Below are 22,901 nucleotides of genomic sequence, written 5' to 3' on the forward strand. Positions count from 1 at the left end.
GGGCACTTGCGCGTCGATACCTATAACAACGCAGGACCCAAAGTCCTGCACCACCAAAAGCCAGGCTCAAAGAACTGGCATATAAAAAAGTGATAAAGGGAGCTGCACATCGTGAAAACAACTAGCACTGCGTTATTGGCATTGTCTCTCTCGTCGTTCGGCGCACTGGTTCAGGCTGAACCGGCAAGCCAGACGTTCGTACCGACCGAGCTGAGTTCAAAGAATGCACAGGCCGACGCCAACGGCTTTATCGAAGACCAACACCTGACCGGCACGACCCGTAACTGGTACGCCAATGAACTCAAGCGTCGCGGCGAAGTATTCCGCTACAACGACAATGGCGTTGCCGAGCAGACCTCGCGTCGCATCAACTGGCAGCAGGGCACGATCGTCAACTACACCTCCGGTTATACGCAGGGCGTTGTAGGTTTCTCCACCGAACTGGCGCTGTACAACGCCATTGCGCTGGACCGTGACACCGACGACTTTGCCGGCAACTCCAACCGCACCCTGGCACACAGCGACGGCGATGCAGTCGGTCAGTGGAGCAAAATGGGCCTGGGCAACGTCAAGGCGCGGGTTTCCAACACCGTCCTGACCATGGGTCGCCAATCGGTGAACACCCCGGTCATCGCCTTCATCGGCAACCGCGCACTGCCGTCCAGCTTCCAGGGTTTTGCAATCCAGAGCGACGAGTTCAACAACCTGTCCCTGCAGGGCGGCAGCTTCGACCGCGTATCGCCACGTATGGAACAGAGCCTGGACAAGTTCCGCTCCGAGTACGGTGATCGCAGCAAGACCGCCGACCGTCTGGACATGTTTGGTGGTGACTACAAGCCGACCGACAGCCTGACCGCCAGCTTCTACGCATCCAATCTCGAAGACTTCTGGCACCAGTACTACTTCGGCTTCACCCACGAACTGGGTGACAGCAAGGTGTTCGCCCTCAGCACCAACCTGAACTACTACAAGACCAAGGATGCAGGTCAGAGCAAGCTGGGCGCGATCGATAACGATACCTACAGCCTGTCCTTCACCGGTACACATAACGCGCACAGCATCAGCGTTGCGTACCAGGAAGTTAACGGTAACGAGTATTTCGACTACGCCCACGACACCAACGCGATCTTCCTGGCCAACTCCCTGCTCTCGGACTTCAACGGCCCGAACGAGAAATCCCTGCAGGTCGCCTACGTACTGAACATGGCCGAATACGGCGTGCCGGGCCTGAAATTCAACATCTACCAGGCACGTGGCTGGGACATCGACGGTACGCACTACAAAGGCACCGGCTACACCGACGTACTGGCAATGGACGGCGAGACTCACTACGAATACGGCATTGGTTCGTCGTACTCCGTGCAGTCCGGCCCGCTCAAGGCCACTGCTATCCGCGCCACCTACACCACCCACCGCGCCAGCGAGAATCAGGCTGATGGCAACATCAACGAATTCCGCCTGGTGACCACCGTTCCTTTCAACATTCTTTGATTCGCTGAAAACCGTTCGGACGCAAGGCAGCAGCCTTGCGTCCGAACATCACCATCGGCGTCAACTCTATGGAGGGTTCACAATGAAACTGTTATCGCTACGCAACTCGATTGCCCTGGCCCTGCTCAGCGTCGCCGTCAGTGTTTCGGCAAAACCCCTGGTGGTCTGCACCGAAGCCAGCCCCGAAGGCTTCGACATGGTGCAATACACGACAGCAGTGACGGCCGATGCCGTTGCTGAAACCGTGTTCAACCGCCTGGCGGATTTCAAACCCGGCACCACGGAAGTGATTCCTGCGCTGGCTGACTCCTGGGAGATCAGCGACGACGGCCTGACGTACACCTTCCACCTGCGTAAAGGCGTCAAGTTCCACACCACCGACTACTTCAAACCGACCCGCGACATGAACGCCGACGATGTGCTCTGGAGTTTTCAGCGTCAGCTGGACCCGAAGCACCCTTGGCATGACAAATCGAGCGTCGGCTTCCCCTACTTTGAAAGCATGGGCTTCAAAGAGCTGCTGAAAAGCGTCGAGAAAACTGACGACTATACCGTCAAGTTCACCCTGACCCGCCGCGAAGCGCCATTCCTGGCCGACCTCGCGATGGCCTTCGCCTCGATCTACCCGGCTGAATACGCCGACCAGCTGTTGAAAGCCAACAAGACCGGCGACCTCAACAGCAAGCCAATCGGCACCGGCCCGTTCATCTTTCAGCGTTATGCCAAGGATGCACAGGTACGCTTCAAGGCCAACCCGGACTATTTCCGCGGCAAGCCGCCTGCCGATGCCCTGATTCTGGCCATCGCCACCGACAACAACGTGCGCCTGCAGAAGCTCAAGGCCAACGAATGTCAGATCGCGCTGTATCCGAAGCCGGACGACGTACCGAGCATCAAGAACGACAGGAAACTGAAAATCGATGAGCTGGAGGCCATGACCACCGGCTACATCGCTATCAACACCACGCACAAGTACCTGAGCGACGTGCGCGTCCGTAAAGCCATTGACATGACGTTCGACAAGAACGCTTATGTCAACGCGGTGTTCGGCAAGGGCAATGCGCTGGTAGCGGTCAACCCGTATCCGCCGACCCTTCTGGGTTATAACAAAGACCTGAAGAACCCACCGATCGACCTCGACAAGGCACGCGCCTTGCTGAAGGAAGCTGGCGTGCCGGAAGGCACCACGTTTACCCTGTTCACCCGCAACGGCGGTGGTCCGACCAACCCCAACCCGATGCTCGGCGCGCAAATGATGCAATCCGACTTGGCGAAGATCGGCATCAAGATCGACATTCGCGTCATGGAATGGGGTGAAATGCTCAAACGTGCCAAGAATGGCGAACATGACATGGTGTCTGCCGGCTGGGCAGGCGACAATGGCGACCCTGATAACTTCCTGACTCCGATGCTGAGCTGTGAAGCGGCGAAAAACGGCGAGAACTACGCCCGCTGGTGCAACGCCGATTTCCAGAAGCTGATCGATAAGGCGCGTGAAACAGTGAACCCCGAGGAACGCGCTGGGCTCTATGAACAGGCCCAGGCAATATTCAACAAGGATCAGCCGTGGATCAGCATGGCTCACACCAGAATGTTCACGGCTATGCGTGAAAATGTGGAGGGCTACCAAATCAGCCCGCTCACAACCAACAACTTCGCCACTACCCAGGTGAAGTAGAAAAATAATCCGGCGAGCTCATAACCCGAGACTCGCCGGAGCACGCCTAACAGGCTGATGAGGTACACACCAAGATGTTTAGTTTTATCGCCCGCCGAGTGGGGTTGCTGATACCCACTTTCTTCGGCATCACCTTATTGACCTTCGCCCTGATTCGTCTGATTCCGGGCGACCCGGTCGAAGTCATGATGGGTGAGCGCCGTGTCGATCCGGAAATGCACGCTCAGGCCATGGAACGTCTGGGTCTGAACAAACCCCTCTACGCCCAGTACATCGATTACATCGGCAAGCTCGCCCAGGGCGACCTCGGTGAATCACTGCGTACGCGCACCAGTGTCTGGTCCGAATTCACTTCGCTGTTCCCGGCAACCCTGGAGTTGTCGCTGGCGGCGCTGATTTTCGCGGGTATTCTCGGCCTGCTGGCCGGGGTGATCGCCGCCCTCAAGCGAGGGTCCCTGTTCGACCATGGGGTCATGGGGATTTCCCTCGCCGGTTATTCCATGCCGATCTTCTGGTGGGGCCTGATCCTCATCATGTTCTTCTCGGTAACGCTGGGCTGGACCCCGGTTTCCGGGCGGATCGACCTGCTGTACGACATCCCGCCAGTCACCGGCTTCATGCTGATCGACACGCTGCTCAGTGACGAACAGGGTTCGTTCCTCGATGCCCTGCACCACATGATTCTGCCGGCCATCGTGCTGGGCACCATCCCGCTGGCGGTGATCGCCCGGATGACCCGCTCGTCGATGCTCGAAGTGCTGCGTGAAGACTACGTGCGTACCGCTCGTGCCAAAGGCCTGTCGCCTGCCCGTGTGGTCTTCGTTCACGGCCTGCGCAACGCGCTGATTCCGGTACTGACCGTGTTCGGTCTGCAAATCGGTACGCTGCTGGCCGGTGCGGTACTGACCGAAACGATCTTCTCCTGGCCGGGTATCGGCAAGTGGTTGATCGAGGCCATTGGCGCCCGTGACTACCCGGTCGTGCAAAACGGCATTCTGCTGATCGCCTGTCTGGTGATCCTGGTCAATTTCGTGGTGGATATCCTCTACGGCTTTGCCAACCCACGCATTCGTCACCAGCGCTGAGATCATCGATATGAGCACCCCTACTCCTGCGGTAGCAGTCGATCAAAGCCTGCTTTACCCATCCCCGTACAAAGAATTCTGGCAAGCCTTCTCGAAAAACAAGGGCGCGGTTGCCGGTCTGATGTTCATGACCCTGATCGTGTTCTGCGCCCTGTTCGCGCCGTGGGTTGCCCCCCATGACCCGAGCGAGCAATACCGCGACTTCCTGCTGACGCCGCCGGTGTGGCTCGAAGGCGGTCAATGGCAATTCATCCTCGGCACCGATGAACTGGGCCGCGACCTGCTGTCACGCCTGATCCAGGGTTCGCGCCTGTCGCTGCTGATCGGTCTGGCATCGGTGGTCATGTCGCTGATACCCGGCATTCTGCTGGGTCTGCTGGCGGGCTTCTTCCCTCGCGTGCTCGGCCCTTCGGTCATGCGCCTGATGGACATCATGCTGGCCCTGCCCTCGCTGCTGCTGGCTGTGGCCATCGTGGCGATTCTCGGCCCTGGCCTGATCAACACCGTGATCGCCATCGCCATCGTGTCGCTGCCTTCCTATGTTCGTCTGACCCGCGCTGCGGTAATGGGCGAGCTGAACCGCGACTACGTGACGGCTGCCCGTCTGGCCGGTGCCACCCTGCCGCGCCTGATGTTCATCACCGTGCTGCCCAACTGCATGGCACCGCTGATCGTTCAGGCCACCCTGAGCTTCTCGTCGGCGATTCTCGACGCCGCTGCGCTGGGCTTCCTGGGTCTGGGCGTACAGCCACCGACGCCTGAGTGGGGCACCATGCTCGCCTCGGCGCGCGACTACATCGAACGTGCCTGGTGGGTCGTGAGCCTGCCCGGTCTGACCATTTTGCTCAGCGTGCTGGCAATCAACCTGATGGGCGACGGTCTGCGCGATGCGCTGGACCCGAAACTCAAGAACGCCGCCTGAGGAGATTCGCATGTCACTTCTTGAAATCAAGAATCTCAACGTCCGCTTCGGCGACACCAAGGCCGTACCTGTTGTGGACGGCCTGTCCCTGAGCGTAGACCGGGGTGAAGTACTGGCCATCGTCGGCGAATCGGGTTCCGGTAAATCGGTGACCATGATGGCGCTGATGGGGCTGATCGATTCCCCCGGCATCATCACCGCCGACGCACTCAATTTCGACGGCAACGACCTGCTCAAGCTCAACTCGCGGCAGCGTCGACGCATCATCGGCAAAGACCTGGCGATGGTCTTTCAGGACCCGATGACCGCTCTGAACCCCAGCTACACCGTGGGTTTCCAGATCGAGGAAGTGCTGCGCCAGCACCTGAACATGTCGGGCAAGGCCGCACGCCAGCGTGCACTGGAACTGCTGGAAAAGGTCGAGATCCCTGGCGCCGCCGCGCGCCTGAATGCTTACCCGCACCAATTGTCCGGCGGCATGAGCCAGCGTGTGGCGATTGCCATGGCGATTGCCGGCGAACCGAAATTGCTGATCGCCGACGAACCAACCACCGCCCTGGACGTGACCATTCAGGCGCAGATCATGGAACTGCTGCTGAGCCTGCAAAAAGAGCAGGACATGGCACTGGTGCTGATCACTCACGACCTGGCTGTGGTGGCTGAAACCGCCCAGCGTGTCTGCGTGATGTACGCCGGTCAGGCTGTCGAAGTCGGTCAGGTGCCGGGGCTGTTCGATGTCCCTGCCCACCCGTACAGCGAAGCCTTGCTGGCCGCCATTCCCGAGCACAGCATGGGCGCAGAGCGCCTCGCCACGCTGCCGGGCATGGTCCCTGGCCGCTATGACCGTCCACAGGGTTGCCTGCTGTCACCGCGCTGCCCGTACGTGCGCGAAAACTGCCGAACCGAACGCCCTGCCCTTGATCCCAAGGCGCACAGCCTGGCGCGCTGCTTCTATCCCTTGAATCAGGAGGTGGCGTAATGAGCGTCGTACTGACCGCCCGCGACCTTACCCGTCACTACGAAGTCTCCCGCGGCCTGTTCAAGGGCACAGCGCTGGTGCGTGCGCTTAACGGCGTGTCCTTCGAACTGGAAGCCGGCAAGACCCTGGCTGTGGTCGGCGAGTCCGGCTGTGGCAAATCGACACTGGCGCGCGCGCTGACGCTGATCGAAGAGCCGTCATCGGGCTCGCTGAAAATCGCCGGCCAGGAAGTTGCCGGGGCCAGCAAGGCCGAGCGCAAGCAGTTGCGCAAGGACGTGCAGATGGTCTTCCAGAGCCCTTATGCCTCGCTCAACCCAAGGCAGAAAGTCGGGGATCAGCTCGGCGAGCCGCTGCTGATCAACACCAGCCTGTCAGCCGCCGAACGCCGCGAGAAAGTGCAGGCAATGATGGCCCAGGTCGGTTTGCGCCCTGAGCACTATCAGCGCTACCCGCACATGTTCTCCGGCGGTCAGCGTCAGCGTATCGCGCTGGCCCGTGCAATGATGCTGCAGCCCAAAGTGCTGGTAGCGGACGAGCCGACTTCAGCGCTGGACGTGTCGATTCAGGCGCAGGTACTGAACCTGTTCATGGACCTGCAGCAGGAATTCAACACCGCCTACGTGTTCATCTCCCACAACCTGTCGGTGGTGCGCCATGTCGCCGATACGGTATTGGTGATGTACCTGGGCCGGCCTGCGGAAATGGGTCCCAAGGAAGAGATCTACAACCGTCCACTGCACCCGTACACCCAGGCGCTGCTGTCGGCAACCCCGACCATCCACCCGGACCCGCTCAAGCCGAAGATCAAGATCGTCGGCGAGCTGCCCAACCCGCTCAACCCGCCAAGCGGCTGCGCTTTTCATAAGCGCTGTCCGTATGCGACCGAGCGTTGTGCAGCCGAAGTGCCAGAGCTGCGTCTGGTGGATAACCGCCAGGTGGCTTGCCATTACGCCGAGCAATTTGTTGCGGCGTAGCTGGAAGCTACAAGCTACAAGACTATCGTGCCCACGCTCTGCGTGGGCACGCAGTTCTGGACGCTCTGCGTCCGATCTTCGCTAGTCAATACACGTCCCGCCGATACCGCCCTTCCTCGATCAGTTCGCTGACTGCCTGCTCGCCCAGCACTTCGTTCAACACCTGATCCACGCCCGCCGCCATACCCAGCAAGCTGCCACAGATGTAAATCGCTGCACCCTCATCGAGCCATAGACGCAGCTCATCGGCCGCTTCGCGCAAGCGATCCTGCACGTAGATTTTTTCCGCCTGATCACGGGAAAAAGCCAGATCCAGGCGCGTCAGATGACCAGCCTGTAACCAGCCCTGCAATTCGGCGCCGCAATGAAAGTCATGCGCACGGTTGCGTTCGCCGAACAACAACCAGTTGCGCACCTGCCCTTGAGCGATACGCGCCTTGAGCAGGCTGCGCAAACCGGCCAGCCCCGTGCCATTACCCAACAGGATCAGCGGGATGGGTTCGACAGGCAGATGAAAGCTGCTGTTGCGGCGCAAACGCAGGCTGACGGCACCGCCAACGGCACAATGTTCGGTAAGCCACCCCGAGCCCAGCCCCAGGCTGCCGTCGGCATGCACTTCCTGACGCACGATAAGCTGCAGGCAGCCGTCCTGCGCAATCGAGGCAATCGAGTATTCGCGTACGGAGACCGGCACCAGCGCCTCGATCAACGCCTGCGCATGCAGCCCGACCAGATGCGAACGGTTCTGCGGTAACTGACGGCTTTCCAGCGCCTGTGCGAGCGGCTCCTGCAAGCCATCCACGCTGACCGATACGCCCGGATCGACACCCAACCCGGCGAGAAACGGCTCAATGACCCGCAGCGTGTGGCGCGGCATCACCTCGACCAGATCCCCCGCCTGCCAGTGCGCAGAGGTTGGCGGCGTCAGGTCCAGCAGGTAAACCTTCGAACCACTGCTGCCAGCGTTCAATAGCACACGCCGGGCCAGCGTCCAGTTCTCGAAAACCGGTATCTGCCAGTGCGCTGTCGGCACGGAGCCGGTCAACGTCCCCAATTGCTGCTGCCAGTGTTGCAGGGCCGCAGGATCGGCGCTGTCCACTTCAACGGACGGGAACACGCTGCGAGCGCCCCGCTCGGTCAACCAGTCATGCAAACGATGGGCAAAGCCGCAAAAGTGCGGGTACTGCCGGTCGCCCAGCGCCAGAACGGCATAATCGAGCTGGTTCAGTGAAAGCGGACTACCCAGCAGCTTGCGCTCGAAACGTCGGGCACTGTCTGGCGCCTCTCCGTCACCAAAAGTACTGACGACGAACAAGGCATTGCGGCTTTGGCACAGCTCCTCTTCGCTCAGATCGCCCAGCCGCTTCACGCGCACCGACAATCCTGAGGCCTGCAACTGGCCAGCGGTCTGCCAGGCCAATTGTTCCGCGAAGCCGCTTTGACTGGCGAAACAGACCAGCCAGGATGCGTCATCGTCGTGGTCATCACCCTGAACCTCACCGCGAGCACGCTGGATATCACGCTGCTTGCGACGTCGATCCAGGTACAGCAACCAGCCAGTAATGAAGAACAGCGGCATCAGCAACGATGCGCCGGTCATTATGATTCGCCCGACGAGCCCGAAGTAGCTGCCGACGTGCAGCGCGTAATTGCTGGCCAGCAATTGCGCACCGAAACTGCGTTCGGCATAACGTACGACCGAGCTGACCTGACCATTGGCCGGATCAAGGGTGATGGTGTTCAGCGCACGCGGGTGCGGAGAATCCTTGAGCAGGTAAAACACCGTGGCAGGCTGAGCGCCCGCAGCAGGCAGGCGCAGATTGTAAGCGCGCAAGTCCGGCCCCGCGGTCTTCTGGACACTGTCCCAGACCGCCACGTAATCGACCACCAGCGGCAATCTTTCAGCAGCCTTGGCTGGCGCAGCGACGCCTTCCTCGAGGGGCGAATCACCGATGAGTTTATTCAGGCCGTTGCTCACCCAGTCATACGACCAGGTGAGTCCCGTGATGGCGAACAACAGGTAGAACAACAGGCACCAGGTGCCGAAGACCGAATGCAGGTCCCAGTTGAAACTGCGGCCTTTCTTCGCCCAGTCAACCGTCAGCCAGACCCGCCAGTTCCGCGCTGCGCGAGGCCAGCGCAGGTACAGCCCGGACAGGCAAAAGAACACCAGAATCAGCGTACACGCCGCCGTAACCTGCTTGCCCGCCTCGCCCATGGCCAGATAACGGTGCAGCTTCAGGACAAAGTCGAAAAACCCCTCCCCCACCGCATCGCCTTTCAGCTCACCCGTGTAGGGGTCGAAATTGCGTTTGGGACCTCGACGCTCGCCCGCTTTGGGCGTGAAGAAGACCTGGGCGACACGATTGCCGGTGGTTTCGACACGCAGGATAGCGACCGTCAGGCCGGTCGCGGCCTCCAGCCTGCGCACCAGTTCAACAGGTGGCAGCGTGGCACCACGCGACTCGACCAACAGTACATTCGGATTCAGCGCATCGAGAATTTCGTCCTCGAACGAATACAACGCACCGGTCATCCCCATGAGGGTCAACACCAGACCTGCCGTGATCCCGAAGAACCAGTGCAGTTGAAACAGGACTTTCTTCAACGCCGACGCTCCCCCCCTCTGCGGGCTGCGGCGCGCATTATGCTCCAACCGCGACACATTCTCATCTTTAAATCGAGGCAACGCGGGTTTCCCTGTTCATCCGCGCCGCTGACGAGTACAAAACTTCCTTATCAAGAACATTAAATCTACACATATACCACCTTCATTTAAAAAGGCAGTTGCCCACGACAGACTGACTGTAAAGAGTCATTTATCTTACATCTTTAAACCATGTTTCTGCTTTGACGCCCTCGCCCCTGAAACTCTAATCTTTTCAGCACGAGAACATCAACTCGTGGAGGGGACCAATTTCTGTTCTCCCAGTGGAAATAAGGACATATCCATGAACCCAATGTTTTATGACGTCATGAAGGCAGAACCTATATCCGGTGACCTCAAGGCGGACGAGGCGATAAAAACGGCCGAACTGTTCGGTACGATGTCGTCTGCCAATAACAAGCAGGTCACCCGTGCACCCGGTTTGATTCTGACCAAAGAGCAGATTATCAACCTCAAGAAATATGAATTAGCGGGCCTCGCCCTGCCCGTTGAACTGGAAGACGTCATTGTTTATCTCGGCTATTCAAAAGGCGCCGGTGCCGGGCTTGAGCCTGAAGACTTCCTGAAAAGCTTCAACCTTATTCACCGGCATGCGCGTCGCTGGAGTCCTCTGCGCACCGACCTCCTGGGCATAGGCAGCAAACTGAAAGTTTTCGCAGGCAAGATGCTGGTGTACGGCCAAAGCATGGAAGAAATCAACGACGACATCAGGGCCGGAAAAATCGTTGATCATTATCAGATCAAGACACTGGAGGATGTTAAACGCTTGACCCTTGAACTGGGCAAGGACTTCCCGGGCATCGCGCTGGATGAAAACGATAAGGAGATCACCAAGGAAATCGGCTACCACCTCACCGATATACTGGACCTGATCATCGCCAATCTGGCCGATGCCCAAACCATCAAGAAGGAACTGGATCAGTTTGGCCTGGACCTGTCGCTGTATGTCGGGCCTGAGATACAGCGCAAGATGGTTGCCATCGACAACAGCTCACTGCCGGCCGACGTGGCGAAGCTGACCCTGGATATCGAACAGCGCGCAAAGGACATTGATGAAAAAAACAAGGAATACAAGGCGACGGTACAACAATCGTTGAATTCTGTCAGTGGCTTGAACATTGCTGGCCTGGCACTGGGCATTTACTTTGGCGTCGAGGCTGAAAATGTCAGGCACGCACGCAATGAATTAATGGCGCAACAAGCCACCGACATAGACACCTTGCAAGGCAAGAACAATATTCTGGGTTCATTGAGCAGGGTAAAGTTTAATTTGCAGAACCTGGCGACGATTGTGGTCGATGCCGACGTGGCCACTAAAAACCTGATTACCGTATGGAACAAACTGTTTCTGTTCATTGAGGCGTCTGCGGGGTCGGCGTCCGAAATAAACGACGCCTTGTCTTTAAGGCAATTTATGAATCACTTCAGACAAGTCGTTCAACCCTGGAAGACCATCGAAGACGACTCGGACGCATTGCTTAATGTGTTCAAGGAAGCCGATGAAGAATATAAACGGATTTATGGATAACTCGACAATGAAAAATACGCTCACGCTCAATGACACCGCCTTCTCGGCTCAAGTACCTGACCGCGCTGTCATGACTCGCAGTCTGCAACTCATGCGTAACAGTCTGGTAAAGGCAGACCTGCTGTTTGCCAAGACCCAGTACCTGCCCAACCTTTATGAAAAGCTCACGCGCCTGAACATCCTGGCCGTCACTGAACAGCAGCGCCTCGGAGAACACGCTGAACGCCTGCTCATCGATATCGAGTCGAAGACCGCCCTGCTGAGGCAGTACGCTCAATCCTCCGCTACTCCCATGGATGCTGAGGATCTGGAAGATATTGAAGCTCAGTGTCAGCGCCTTGTAAGCAATGTCACTGCAACGGCCGACCAACTGGCCAGTGCTGTGAGTGGCATGACCCAAGGTATCGATCGACAGCAGACTGCCGAGTTTGTACAGAGTCTGGAAGGTGACATAGCAAAAACCGGCATCGAACTTGATGCTTCTCACACCAGCCTGGCGACGTTGAAAGACGAGCGTCAAGTGCTGAGCAGCGCTATTGACGCTCTGGAAAGCAAAGGGCTGGCGAGTATTGCCAAGGACACCTTGATCACTGCGGAGAAGGTGCTCAGCCTGGGAATGCAGCCTCCGCAACTCGCCGTGATCATGCTGGCGCTCGAGCAAATGAAGGCGACCCTGGAAAAGGGTGCTGCGGGGATCAACCTCATCGCGATGATCAAACGCCGTGATGGCTTTCGCGAGCGCATCAATACCCTGTCCCAGCAATTAGCAAGCCTGGACAAGGACAAAATGGGGTTCGCGCAGCGCATTGAACTGCTTGAATGCTTCAACGCTTTTGACGAGCAGCGTGCCGCTTATGTCGAGCAATACCAGAAGATCAAAAACACGCTGGACAGCTTTCTGGACATCAACACCACGGGCACATCCGATGACAGCCAACGCAGCATGCGCCTGATCGAATCGGGCCGACAGTTGATCGGCTACTTGAACCGCATTCGCTGATAGCACCCAAACCCGGGTTGCAAGGGGAATGGCCTGTACGCCCCTTGCAACCCGCGTTTATGCACCTGCCGTTCGGCAGCAGCGAAAAAGTCATCAATTCTCGAGGGTCCAGCATGACAGGACAACTCTTGTACCAAAGCGATTTCAAAGACCTCACCACTTACCTGCAGGTCTTGCAGAGGCTTCCGGCATTGACCCGCTCTTTCAAGGTCCATCTTGATCAGGTGCCGTTGGCCAGACGCAGCGCCTACCCCGTTCCCGAACTACGCCATGTGCTTGAAAGGGCCGACAAGGACTTGTCTGTCTGGTCGACGCTTTTACCCAGGCTGATGGCGATGCACCGACGACTCGACGCCCTGACGGCAGAACTCACGCAGTTTTCCGCAAGTGCAACGCAGCACCAGGAGCTGGCCGTGCACCTGAGGGGCTCAGCAGGCGGGCGGCTGATGGCGTTCGAGAAAGAGTTCGATAACGAGGAACAGACAGTACAGAAACTGACCCAGGGTATCTGCACCATCCTGCCGCGACTTATCGACTTCCTGAACGACGCCATCTCTCGCTATAGCCGCACGTTCGGCCTGACGCCGGGCAACCCTCTCCGGGAAAATCTGGCAAACGCCCCGCCGCTGTCATTCGGTACGCCAGAAGCGATCGATGCGCAAGAACGACTGTTTCGTGCACAAGGTTATGTGTACCGCGCGTCCGGGTGGTACACCCGCGCCTACACGGCCGCCAGTAATCTGGGTGCCTACCTGTCGCGAATGTGGGAACTGCTCTGGGCCTGTGTAAGCCGTATTATCGGCGTGCGTAAAGCTGACAAACCTTCGCGTTACCGCCTGGAATCAGGACTGCTACTGGTCAACGTGCGGGAAATCCAGCGTCTTTCCAAAGGGTTCGACACTGGGCAGGACCTGACTGCCTGACCCCGGATGAAGCGCAAAAAAAACCCGCGATCACTCGCGGGTTTTCATATCGGGACAGTGCTTACAGGTAGAACGACTTCAGCGGCGGGAAGCCATTGAATTCCACTGCGCTGTAGCTGGTGGTGTAGGCGCCGGTGGACAACCAGAACATACGATCACCGATGGCCAGGTTGAGTGGCAGGCCGTACTTGTAGTTTTCGTACATGATGTCGGCGCTGTCGCAGGTAGGACCGGCGATGACCACTTCTTCCATTTCGCCTTTCTTCTCGGTCCAGATCGGAAACTTGATGGCTTCGTCCATGGTTTCGATCAGACCGGAGAACTTGCCCACGTCGGTGTATACCCAACGCTCGACCGCGGTACGCGACTTGCGGGCAACCAGTACCACTTCGCTGACCAGGATGCCGGCGTTGGAGATCAACGAACGGCCTGGCTCGAGAATGATTTCCGGCAGGTCATCACCGAAGTCTTCCTTGAGGAAGCGGATGATCTCTTCAGCGTAGGTTTCCAGGCTGTTGGTGCGGGTGATGTAGTTGGCCGGGAAGCCGCCACCCATGTTGATCAGCTTGAGAACGATGCCGTCTTCTTCTTTCAGACGCTCGAAGATCACTTTGACCTTGGCGATGGCAGCATCCCAGACGCTGATGTCGCGCTGCTGCGAGCCGACGTGGAACGAGATGCCGTAAGGCACCAGACCCAGGTCGCGGGCAAGAATCAGCAGGTCCATGGCCATGTCGGTCTGGCAGCCGAATTTGCGCGACAGAGGCCAGTCGGCAGTGGTCGAACCTTCGGTCAGGATGCGCACATAGACTTTCGCGCCCGGTGCAGCCTTGGCAATGTTGCGCAGGTCGGCTTCGGAGTCGGTGGCGAACAGACGCACGCCCTTCTCGTAGAAGTAGCGAATGTCCTTGGATTTCTTGATGGTGTTGCCGTAGCTCATGCGCTCCGGGCCGACACCACAGCTCAGGACCTTGTCCAGCTCGTAGATCGACGCGATGTCGAAGCTCGAACCCTTTTCCTTGAGCAGATTGATGACTTCAACGGCAGGGTTGGCCTTGACCGCATAATAAACCTTGGCGAATTCGAAGCCCGCACGCAGGTCGTCATATGCCTTGCTGATGATGTCAGTATCAATGACCACGAACGGAGTTTCTTGCTTGTCAGCGAACGCCTTCATTTTCTTGAAGGTTTCGGCTGAGTAGTAGTCTTCGACATTGATCGGCATGCTGCTGGAACTCCTATTGGCAAACGGTATTGGTCAATGGGTACAAATGAACGCCCTCCGTATCCCCACTTTGGTTCGCCTACTTCCCAAGGCATGTCGCCGAAAGCAAAAAGGCCCTGAAGGGCTGCCTTCCTGGCCTTGCTGTCTCGTCGTCAGTACTTGAGCCGGATGGATCGTTTCCAGCATGGACGTTCGGCGCGAACTTTAGGACCTGAGGGGCCGGATATCAACAAAAAATGTCGCGTTTTTGCACAGGGCTCTTGAGTTGCCTTCCCAAGGACCTGTTTAACCGACCTGCATGACAGGCAGATGTTCCCCACCGCCGTCGCCAATGCCTTTTCGCAGCACGCTGGGCATCACCTTATTCACCGGCACGCAAAGCCAATCAGCCTGTCAGTTCTGTCAGTAGACGGATGCAGAGGTTGCGCGCTCAATAAACAGCTCAGACCGCCCTTTCAGGTAACGATCATGGATGACCGACACCCTCACGCCGCAAGCTCCGTTGCGCCCAGTGCAGTTCAAGCCCAAACCCGGTGGCAAGCCTTGGGCTTCGGCTCTGCCGAAAGTCATCGCCAACGGCAGGCCCGGGCCAGAGGGCACACCGACTTTCAGCCGACTAACATTTATGTAACGAAAGGCGATCGGCTGGAAATAACAGCAACCAGTCTGTACATGAATCTGGTGTCTGCAGTGATCGGGGTGCCGGAACTGGATACCCCCACGTCCTACCCGCTGAAACGTGGCCTGAACGTTCTTGTCGCTACCAACACAGGCCTGCTGGGCTTTACCAATCTGGACCCGCTTGGTCACGTGGTTCTGGACATAACAGGACAGTACAACCATGTGCCGTTTTTCATGATGGATATGACCAATCTGGAATGGGAACAGCAAATGGCGCACTACAGCCAAGCGCCTGTCGTGCTGCTTACTAGCCCGAGGGCTATTGTCGTGGTGCGCTATCAGAGCGCACAGCTCTACCTGACCAATCCCGTGAAGCTGATGGGCAATTTCGATAATGCCATAAGAGCGCAGGATGGTATTTCAGGCCTGATCGATTACGGCACGACGGAATGGGCGCTCGATCCCAGTAAACATTTCTACGTGGAAGCGGACCGGCTTTATATGTTTGCTACAGACGGTCATATGGGGTTTAACGGATCGGCTGCGCTGGCGCGTTTGCTGTCAACCGCCCCTGAAGATGGTTGGGGCCCTTGGCACGAAAGCGGCCATCAACGACAACTCAGCCCCATGACATGGGGCACCGGCACCGGAATGACAGAGGTCACGGTCAATCTCTATTCGATGGCCGCCCAAGAGTTTTTCCTTGACCGTGCTACAGGCGCCGACTCCAGTTACGCCCCTATGAAAGAGTACCTGGCCAGTAGCCTGCGAGAGTACGACAACATCAAGGACGCCGGGCACAAGCTTGTCATGCTCTGGCAATTGCGCCTTAGCTTCGGTACGTCGTTCTACCCGCAATTGCACCAGCGCTATCGGCTCATGCACAACCCGCCCACCGTCAGCGACGATAAAGCGCAGCGCTTCATCGTCGAAACTTCGCTGCTGAGCCACCTCAACCTGGCGGAATTCTTCGATCGCTGGGGGTTGTACTCAACCCCTGAAACCCTCAACCAGATCGCAGACCTGCCCGCATTGACACAGGCCATTTGGAAGAATGACGCTGAGATGACGATTCCAATCGCTCTGCCGCTGACCACTTATATCCCGGAGCTCGCCCATATCCTGTCCAGCGTTCACGCCACCTTTCAAGACCGGATAAAGTTTACGGTTGCCGAGCAATGGTACACGCCATACCGCTACGAAATAATGCTCAACGGAACGTTAGTGGCATGGACAGACAATGGCGAATGCGTGGGTTGTGAAGCCCGTATCGAAGAAGGCGTCGCCTACGTTGAAGCCGACACCCCCATCTCCGAAGGGGATGAGGCGTCGGTCAAAGTGTTTGCTGGAAGCAAGCTATATACCGCGGCCAGCACCGCATCACGTCCCATCCTGCTGTTCAATATCAAGGCATTGTTTACCGATGACCGTTGCGCTGAACTCAGGCCCGGCATTACCCAGCCAAGGCTGGACGTTCTTTTCTTCAATCTGGAGGAAGCAAAGACCGATGAACTGCACGGCCGACTATTGAACCGTGCACAACGGTTGCTCCTGCAAAAAACCATAAGTAGCGTGATCGTCAGCGCAGGACTTGTTCAGGTCACGTTCGAGGATGAGGCTTTCAAGAGTCATGATTACACGATCATCTTTGGAGCCCCTCCTTATGCAACGCTTGAGAAGGGCTACCCCAACGGCTCAGAACTTGTTGAAAACACCTGGATACGCCCCGGCGGCGTAGGCCATCAAGAGGTGACCATCACGGCAGCTGGAGGCATCGGGAAAACCTATACCCTGTTCTCCGGCAACGTCGAACAGGCAAAAATCGCCCTGCCTGTCCGCCAGCTCTTCACCGACTCCACGATGACCCGACTGGTAGCAGGTGTCGATCAGGCAAGCGTTGATGCCCTGTACATGACCGTCAACGGCAACCCGCTCATCAGCGTGACAAACCGGGCGGCATACCGTTCTTATCTGGCCATTGCCCAGAGCATGTTGTTGCGACTGACAGTTGCGAAGGTCGTCAGAACAGATGACCTGCTGGAGGTGTATTTCGAGGGCGACACGTTTAAAAAGCATAACTACAAGCTTTTCGTCAACGACCTCTATGCCTCCGAGATCACCCAAGGCACAGCCTACTATTCAAGTGTGTCCAACCGGGTCTGGACCAGCAGCGAGAAGTTCGAGGGTAATGACCACTGTAAAGTGAACGTCGAGTATCAGGGGGTCGTGACAACGCTGTATGAGAGCGACGCTGCAGACGCCATGACTGCGTCTGCATTGCAGGAAAACGACGCCACTCAATGTGGCCTGGAGAAATTCCAGGTGTGAACATTGCCGCCAGCCATGACGCTGGCGGCAATGCAGCCGGTCAGGAAGCCACTTGCTCGGCTGGCGAGACGATACTGGTCTTCATGCCACGCGAACGGCCCGAGCTCAGATAAGCCGCAATGGACTCTTGCGTCACTTCACCCAGGAATACGTTCTCGGCATCCAGCACCGGCAGCCAGGCGCGGTTGAACTCGTACATGCGCGACAGCAGGATGCGCAAGTGCTCGTCGTAAGCGGCAGTGGCGTTGAATTCACGCAGGAACTGCGCGCAGGTGCCCTGCTGGCGGTGCAGGTCACGACGACGCACATAACCCATCGCCTTGTTCTCGCTGTCGGTGACAACGATGTAGCGACGGTCGTTTTCGTCCATCACTTCCAGTGCGTCGGCGACCGGGGTTTCCGGGCTGACCGACGGCGCGTTGTCGGCGGCGTCTTCGGCCTTGACCAACAGCAGACGCTTGAGGGTGCTGTCCTGGCCGACGAAGCTGCTGACGAAGTCGTCAGCCGGATGCGCGAGCAAGGTGTCCGGGTGATCGATCTGCAGCAGTTTGCCGCCACGGAAAATCGCGATCTTGTCGCCCAGCTTGATGGCTTCGTCGATGTCGTGGCTGACCATGATCACGGTCTTGTTCAGCGCGCGCTGCATCTCGAAGAACTCGTTCTGGATCATCTCGCGGTTGATCGGGTCGACCGCACCGAACGGTTCGTCCATCAACAGCAAAGGTGCGTCGGCTGCCAGGGCACGGATCACGCCGATACGCTGTTGCTGGCCGCCGGACAGTTCACGCGGGTAACGATGCAGGTACTGTTTGGGCTCCAGCTTGATCATGCTCATCAGTTCGCGAGCACGATCATGGCAACGCTGCTTGTCCCAACCGAGCAGCTTGGGCACGACCACGATGTTCTCTTCGATGGTCATGTTCGGGAACAGACCGATCTGCTGAATCACGTAGCCGATGTTGCGACGCAGGGTCACTTCGTCCAGACCAGTGGTGTCTTCGCCATTGATCAGCACTTTGCCGGAGGTCGGCATGATCAGGCGGTTGATCATTTTCAGCGTGGTGCTCTTGCCGCAGCCCGACGGGCCGAGAAAGACGCAGATTTCGCCTTCGTTGACCGTGAGGCTGACCGAATCGACAGCCTTCACTTCTTTGCCGTTGCTCTGGAAAGTCTTGGAGAGGTTCTGGAGTTCGATCATTTCAGTAATCCTTTTGGAGTCAGCGTGCGTTGCAGCCATTGCAGGAGAAGGTCGGCGATGATGGCCAGAATGCTGACCAGTACCGCGCCGACGATCAGCATCGACATATCGCTGCGGCTGATAGAAGCAAGAATGAGTACACCCAGACCACCGGCACCGATGGTCGCGGCGATGGTCATGACACCGATATTCATCACCACGGCGGTGCGCACACCGGCGAGGATCACAGGCACTGCGATGGGCAGCTCGACCATGCGCAGACGCTGGCCGAAGGTCATGCCGATGCCTTTGGCGGCTTCGCGGATACCCGGTTCTACGCCTGTGAGGGCCAGATAGGTGTTACGCATGATCGGCAGCAGCGAGTAAAGGAACACCGCGGTAATCGCCGGCATCGGGCCAAGGCCCTGGCCGAACTTGGAGTAGAACGGCAGCAGCAGACCGAACAGGGCGATCGACGGCACGGTCAGCAACACCGTGGCGCTGGCCTGCAAAGGGCCCGCCAGCACTGGAAAACGCGTCATCAACACGCCCAACGGCACACCGACGACAATCGCCAGGGTCACGGCGATGCCCACCAGCGTAATGTGCTGCCAGGTCAGGTGCAGGACCTGTGCCCAGTCCAGATGGGAGAAGGCGCTCAAGAAACTCATATCGTCTCCTTCCTTAATTCAATGGGTGCTGGCGCAGAAAATCTGCAGCAACCGTGGTTGGGCTTTCATGGCCGACGTCCACGCGAGCGTTGAGGTCGATCATGGTCTGGTTGTCCAGCAGGTCAGCCAGCGGCTTGAGCAGCGTGGCGATGTCCGGATGCTTATCCAGATATTCCTGACGGATCACCGGCGCCGCGGTATAGTCCGGGAAGTAGTGCTTGTCGTCTTCCAGCACTTTCAGTTTGAACGCATTCAGACGACCGTCGGTGGTGTACACCAGACCGGCGAAAACCTGGCCGTTGCGCAAGGCGGTGTAGACCAGCCCGGCGTCCATCTGCCGGGTATTTTCCCGACCGAGATTCATGTCGTAGTGCTTGACCATGCCGATCAGGCCGTCGGAACGGTTGGCAAACTCGGTGTCCAGCGCTACGACATGACCCTCTTTGGCTTCGTCCTTGAGCACTTTGGTCAGGTCGGTCATGGTGTTGACCTGCGGGTACTTGTCAGCCACTTTTTGCGGCAGTGCCAGCGCGTAGGTATTGTTGAACTTCGACGGCGAAAGCCAGACCAGGCCTTTCTTCGCATCGACTTCTTTCACCCGCGCATAGGTCTGGGCGCTGTCGAGTTTTTCGTCGATGTGGTTATAGGCCACCAGCGACACACCGGTGTATTCCCATAACAGATCCAGCTGACCGCTTTCCTGAGCGCTGCGCGCCAGGTTGCTGCCGAGACCGCCGGTAATCTGCACGTCGTAGTTCTTGGTCCGCAGGTATTGCGCAGTCAGTTCGGCAAGCATGGTCTGTTCGGTGAACACCCGTGCGCCGACACGTAACAGCGGCTTTTCCGCAGCCTGGGCCAATGCCGGAAACAGCAAGGCAAAGCCTAAAAACAAGCATATTCTTTTCATGAGATTTCCTTCGCTCAGCGAGCCAGTCCGCGTTCCAGCCAAAGACGACTGACCAGTATCACCAGACCATCGAGCAGCAGCGCCAGCAGAGCGGTACACGCCGCACCCAGCACCAGTTGCGGCTGGTTGTTCAACGCAATGCCCGGGAAAATCAGACTGCCAAGGCTGTTGGCACCGATGAGAAACGCCAGCGGCGCAGTCCCGACATTGATCGCCAGCGCGACCCGCACGCCACCGATAATGATCGGTACAGCGTTGGGCAGCTCGACACGCCACAGCACCTGGCGCGGAGTCATGCCAATACCGACGGCAGCTTCCTTGAGTGAACCCTGAACGTTTTTCAAGCCCTCGTAGGTGTTGCGCACGATCGGCAACAGCGAGGCGAGGAACAGCGCGAAGATCGCCGGCCCACTGCCGATCCCGAGAATCCCGAGGGCAATGGCCAGAACGGCAAGAGGAGGAACGGTGTTACCAATGTTGAATATCTGCATGAAGCGTTCGGCGCGTCCAACCATACTCGGTCGGCTGAGGGCAATGCCCGCAGGGATGCCGACCACCAGGGCCGCCAACATTGAAACCACAACCAGAATCAGGTGAGCCTGAAGATAGAACAGCAGGTCATCCTGGTATTGCTTGATAGTACTGATGCCGATCCAGTGGATCAGCAGGGCCAGGAGTGCGATCGCAACCGCACCTCCCAATAGCCCCTTGCCATAGCGATTTGCCACAGGCGGACTCCTTATTTCAGTCGGCGAACGCGTTGACCTGGACGTCCGAGAGGACGCCGGCAATAACGTTCGCGAAGAGCAGCGGGTGGGTCGCCGGTAAGGGTTTAACCTCGGCGAAAACACAAGCCATAAGCGCAGCTTCGTCAAGCCAACATGCTGATGAATCAGCCCCTTGCGTTGGCTTCGTTGCGAGCTTTGACGGGGGAGTGGACGTCTCCACGACCTGAAAGGTTCCCACACGAGACATTATCTGGCCATCGTTTATTGTCTGAACGGTTCGGTTATTGCCGCGAGTTGAGCTATAATCTGCGCCCTTTTTCAATCCCATCCCAGGCGATTTCCCATGACCCAACAGGCCGCCGAAGTCGCGAAACGCCGCACTTTCGCCATTATTTCCCACCCGGATGCGGGTAAAACCACCATCACGGAAAAACTCCTGCTGATGGGCAAGGCCATTTCCGTCGCCGGTACGGTCAAGTCGCGTAAATCCGACCGTCACGCCACCTCCGACTGGATGGAAATGGAGAAACAGCGTGGTATTTCCATTACCACGTCCGTGATGCAGTTTCCGTATCGCGACCACATGATCAACCTGCTCGACACCCCGGGCCACGAAGACTTCTCCGAAGACACCTACCGCACCCTGACGGCGGTCGACTCGGCCTTGATGGTCCTCGACGGCGGTAAAGGCGTCGAGCCGCGCACCATCGCGCTGATGGATGTCTGCCGTCTGCGTGACACGCCTATCGTCAGTTTCATCAACAAGCTCGACCGCGATATCCGCGACCCGATCGAGCTGCTCGATGAAATCGAAGCGGTCCTCAAGATCAAGGCGGCACCGATCACCTGGCCGATCGGTTGCTACCGGGACTTCAAGGGTGTCTATCACCTGGCCGATGACTACATCATTGTCTACACCGCGGGTCACGGCCACGAGCGCACCGAAACCAAAATCATCGAGAAGCTCGATTCGGACGAAGCCCGCGCCCACCTGGGCGATGAATACGAGCGCTTCGTCGAGCAGCTGGAGCTGGTGCAGGGTGCCTGCCACGAATTCAACCAGCAGGAATTCATCGACGGTCAGCTGACCCCGGTGTTCTTCGGCACCGCGCTGGGCAACTTCGGCGTCGATCATGTACTCGATGCCGTGGTGAACTGGGCGCCCAAGCCGCTGGCACGTGTGGCCAACGAGCGCACCGTCGAGCCGGCGGAAGAGAAATTCAGCGGTTTCGTGTTCAAGATCCAGGCGAACATGGATCCCAAGCACCGCGACCGCATCGCCTTCATGCGTATCTGCTCGGGCCGTTACGACAAGGGCATGAAAATGCGCCATGTGCGCCTGGGCAAGGACGTACGGATCGGCGACGCGCTGACGTTCTTCTCGTCGGAACGCGAGCAGCTGGAAGAAGCCTACGCCGGCGACATCATCGGCTTGCACAACCACGGCACCATCCAGATCGGCGATACCTTCACCGAGGGCGAAGCCCTGGGGTTCACCGGTATCCCGCACTTCGCCCCGGAGCTGTTCCGTCGCGTACGCCTGAAGGACCCGCTCAAGTCCAAGCAACTGCGTCAGGGTCTGCAACAGCTGGCCGAAGAAGGCGCCACGCAGGTGTTCTTCCCGCAGCGCAGCAACGACATCATCCTCGGCGCCGTCGGTGTGCTGCAGTTCGATGTGGTCGCCAGCCGTCTCAAGGAAGAATACAAGGTCGAATGCGCCTACGAGCCGATCACTGTGTGGTCAGCCCGCTGGATCGACTGCGACGACAAGAAGAAGCTCGAAGAGTTTGAGAACAAGGCGGTGGAAAACCTGGCAGTGGACGGCGGCGGTCACCTGACCTACCTCGCCCCTACCCGCGTGAACCTGGCGCTGATGGAAGAACGCTGGCCCGACGTGAAATTCCGCGCTACCCGCGAGCACCACTGACCGGCCGATGGCGTCGCTGTGTGACGCAGAGCGTCACGAACGGCATTCCCACGCTGGAGCGTGAGGAAC

At 58.1% G+C, this 22,901-nt stretch carries 17 protein-coding genes; 11 read left to right on the forward strand and 6 right to left on the reverse strand.

Features of this window, described 5'->3' with window-relative positions; genetic code table 11:
- Window positions 1-111: 111 nt before the first annotated feature.
- The 6 genes from P406_RS13375 (at window position 112) to P406_RS13400 (ending at window position 7,129) form a co-directional block, all read left to right on the forward strand.
- Window positions 112-1,491 carry an OprD family porin gene (locus tag P406_RS13375; RefSeq protein WP_003419028.1) on the forward strand — a complete coding sequence of 460 codons (1,380 nt, stop codon included), beginning with the start codon at window positions 112-114 and terminating at the stop codon, window positions 1,489-1,491.
- An 82-nt stretch (window positions 1,492-1,573) separates the two neighbouring features.
- Entirely contained in the window at window positions 1,574-3,169 is a 1,596-nt protein-coding gene (locus tag P406_RS13380; protein WP_046236439.1) for an ABC transporter substrate-binding protein, read from the forward strand.
- A 74-nt stretch (window positions 3,170-3,243) separates the two neighbouring features.
- Window positions 3,244-4,254, forward strand: a complete 1,011-nt coding sequence (locus P406_RS13385) for an ABC transporter permease subunit (RefSeq protein ID WP_003400038.1) — start codon at window positions 3,244-3,246, stop codon at window positions 4,252-4,254.
- A 10-nt stretch (window positions 4,255-4,264) separates the two neighbouring features.
- Window positions 4,265-5,176 (forward strand): ABC transporter permease subunit, encoded by a 912-nt coding sequence (locus tag P406_RS13390; protein WP_003419030.1) that lies wholly within the window; start codon window positions 4,265-4,267, stop codon window positions 5,174-5,176.
- 10 nt (window positions 5,177-5,186) lie between these two features.
- The gene (locus P406_RS13395) at window positions 5,187-6,155 is read left to right on the forward strand and encodes an ABC transporter ATP-binding protein (RefSeq protein ID WP_046236440.1); all 969 of its coding nucleotides are present in this window, start codon (window positions 5,187-5,189) and stop codon (window positions 6,153-6,155) included.
- Window positions 6,155-7,129: a peptide ABC transporter ATP-binding protein gene (locus tag P406_RS13400; RefSeq protein ID WP_003313770.1), complete on the forward strand. Its 975-nt coding sequence runs from the start codon at window positions 6,155-6,157 to the stop codon at window positions 7,127-7,129. Before P406_RS13395 ends, P406_RS13400 begins: the two co-directional genes overlap by 1 nt.
- Before the next feature lie 85 nt (window positions 7,130-7,214).
- On the opposite strand, the gene P406_RS13405 is transcribed toward P406_RS13400, so the two are convergent.
- Window positions 7,215-9,737: a PepSY domain-containing protein gene (locus P406_RS13405; RefSeq protein WP_046236441.1), complete on the reverse strand. Its 2,523-nt coding sequence runs from the start codon at window positions 9,735-9,737 to the stop codon at window positions 7,215-7,217.
- A gap of 343 nt (window positions 9,738-10,080) precedes the next feature.
- On the opposite strand from P406_RS13405, the gene P406_RS13410 reads away from it, so the two are divergent.
- The 3 genes from P406_RS13410 (at window position 10,081) to P406_RS13420 (ending at window position 13,248) form a co-directional block, all read left to right on the forward strand.
- Window positions 10,081-11,325 carry an alpha-xenorhabdolysin family binary toxin subunit A gene (locus P406_RS13410; RefSeq protein ID WP_046236442.1) on the forward strand — a complete coding sequence of 415 codons (1,245 nt, stop codon included), beginning with the start codon at window positions 10,081-10,083 and terminating at the stop codon, window positions 11,323-11,325.
- Window positions 11,326-11,332: 7 nt separating this feature from the next.
- Window positions 11,333-12,325: an alpha-xenorhabdolysin family binary toxin subunit B gene (locus P406_RS13415; protein WP_046236443.1), complete on the forward strand. Its 993-nt coding sequence runs from the start codon at window positions 11,333-11,335 to the stop codon at window positions 12,323-12,325.
- Window positions 12,326-12,438: 113 nt separating this feature from the next.
- Window positions 12,439-13,248, forward strand: coding sequence for a hypothetical protein (locus tag P406_RS13420; protein WP_032699838.1), 810 nt, complete (start codon window positions 12,439-12,441; stop codon window positions 13,246-13,248).
- A gap of 61 nt (window positions 13,249-13,309) precedes the next feature.
- Here P406_RS13420 and P406_RS13425 read toward each other — a convergent pair whose 3' ends face one another.
- Window positions 13,310-14,473, reverse strand: a complete 1,164-nt coding sequence (locus P406_RS13425) for a type III PLP-dependent enzyme (protein ID WP_046236444.1) — start codon at window positions 14,471-14,473, stop codon at window positions 13,310-13,312.
- Window positions 14,474-14,941: 468 nt separating this feature from the next.
- Between P406_RS13425 and P406_RS13430 the strand changes: the two genes are divergently transcribed.
- The gene (locus P406_RS13430; RefSeq protein WP_046236458.1) at window positions 14,942-17,422 is read left to right on the forward strand and encodes a M60 family metallopeptidase; all 2,481 of its coding nucleotides are present in this window, start codon (window positions 14,942-14,944) and stop codon (window positions 17,420-17,422) included.
- 40 nt (window positions 17,423-17,462) lie between these two features.
- Here the strand turns inward: P406_RS13430 and P406_RS13435 are convergent, their stop codons facing one another.
- Genes P406_RS13435 through P406_RS13450 form a run of 4 tightly spaced genes read right to left on the reverse strand, consistent with a single transcriptional unit; the run spans window position 17,463 to window position 20,905 of the window.
- Complete coding sequence (locus tag P406_RS13435; RefSeq protein ID WP_003400013.1) at window positions 17,463-18,620, reverse strand: osmoprotectant ABC transporter ATP-binding protein OsmV; 1,158 nt, start codon at window positions 18,618-18,620, stop codon at window positions 17,463-17,465.
- A complete protein-coding gene (locus tag P406_RS13440) occupies window positions 18,617-19,270 on the reverse strand; it encodes an ABC transporter permease (protein WP_003396269.1) in 654 nt (217 codons plus the stop codon). The genes P406_RS13435 and P406_RS13440 overlap by 4 nt, the downstream gene beginning before the upstream one ends.
- 13 nt (window positions 19,271-19,283) lie before the next feature.
- A complete protein-coding gene (locus tag P406_RS13445; RefSeq protein WP_004411828.1) occupies window positions 19,284-20,177 on the reverse strand; it encodes a glycine betaine ABC transporter substrate-binding protein in 894 nt (297 codons plus the stop codon).
- A gap of 14 nt (window positions 20,178-20,191) precedes the next feature.
- Window positions 20,192-20,905 carry an ABC transporter permease gene (locus P406_RS13450; RefSeq protein ID WP_004411830.1) on the reverse strand — a complete coding sequence of 238 codons (714 nt, stop codon included), beginning with the start codon at window positions 20,903-20,905 and terminating at the stop codon, window positions 20,192-20,194.
- A 343-nt stretch (window positions 20,906-21,248) separates the two neighbouring features.
- Between P406_RS13450 and P406_RS13460 the strand changes: the two genes are divergently transcribed.
- Complete coding sequence (locus P406_RS13460; protein WP_003396266.1) at window positions 21,249-22,832, forward strand: peptide chain release factor 3; 1,584 nt, start codon at window positions 21,249-21,251, stop codon at window positions 22,830-22,832.
- Window positions 22,833-22,901: the final 69 nt, after the last annotated feature.

It is taken from the genome of Pseudomonas syringae pv. coryli str. NCPPB 4273, from assembly GCF_000972175.1.
GTDB lineage: Bacteria > Pseudomonadota > Gammaproteobacteria > Pseudomonadales > Pseudomonadaceae > Aquipseudomonas > Aquipseudomonas syringae.

Coding starts and splice junctions, on each gene's coding strand:
- P406_RS13440 (WP_003396269.1), bottom strand. CDS start 19,270: ATGAGTTTCTTGAGCGCCTTCTCCCATCTGGACTGGGCACAGGTCCTG.
- P406_RS13385 (WP_003400038.1), top strand. CDS start 3,244: ATGTTTAGTTTTATCGCCCGCCGAGTGGGGTTGCTGATACCCACTTTC.
- P406_RS13380 (WP_046236439.1), top strand. CDS start 1,574: ATGAAACTGTTATCGCTACGCAACTCGATTGCCCTGGCCCTGCTCAGC.
- P406_RS13420 (WP_032699838.1), top strand. CDS start 12,439: ATGACAGGACAACTCTTGTACCAAAGCGATTTCAAAGACCTCACCACT.
- P406_RS13460 (WP_003396266.1), top strand. CDS start 21,249: ATGACCCAACAGGCCGCCGAAGTCGCGAAACGCCGCACTTTCGCCATT.
- P406_RS13390 (WP_003419030.1), top strand. CDS start 4,265: ATGAGCACCCCTACTCCTGCGGTAGCAGTCGATCAAAGCCTGCTTTAC.
- P406_RS13410 (WP_046236442.1), top strand. CDS start 10,081: ATGAACCCAATGTTTTATGACGTCATGAAGGCAGAACCTATATCCGGT.
- P406_RS13425 (WP_046236444.1), bottom strand. CDS start 14,473: ATGCCGATCAATGTCGAAGACTACTACTCAGCCGAAACCTTCAAGAAA.
- P406_RS13430 (WP_046236458.1), top strand. CDS start 14,942: ATGGATGACCGACACCCTCACGCCGCAAGCTCCGTTGCGCCCAGTGCA.
- P406_RS13400 (WP_003313770.1), top strand. CDS start 6,155: ATGAGCGTCGTACTGACCGCCCGCGACCTTACCCGTCACTACGAAGTC.
- P406_RS13415 (WP_046236443.1), top strand. CDS start 11,333: ATGAAAAATACGCTCACGCTCAATGACACCGCCTTCTCGGCTCAAGTA.
- P406_RS13435 (WP_003400013.1), bottom strand. CDS start 18,620: ATGATCGAACTCCAGAACCTCTCCAAGACTTTCCAGAGCAACGGCAAA.
- P406_RS13395 (WP_046236440.1), top strand. CDS start 5,187: ATGTCACTTCTTGAAATCAAGAATCTCAACGTCCGCTTCGGCGACACC.
- P406_RS13445 (WP_004411828.1), bottom strand. CDS start 20,177: ATGAAAAGAATATGCTTGTTTTTAGGCTTTGCCTTGCTGTTTCCGGCA.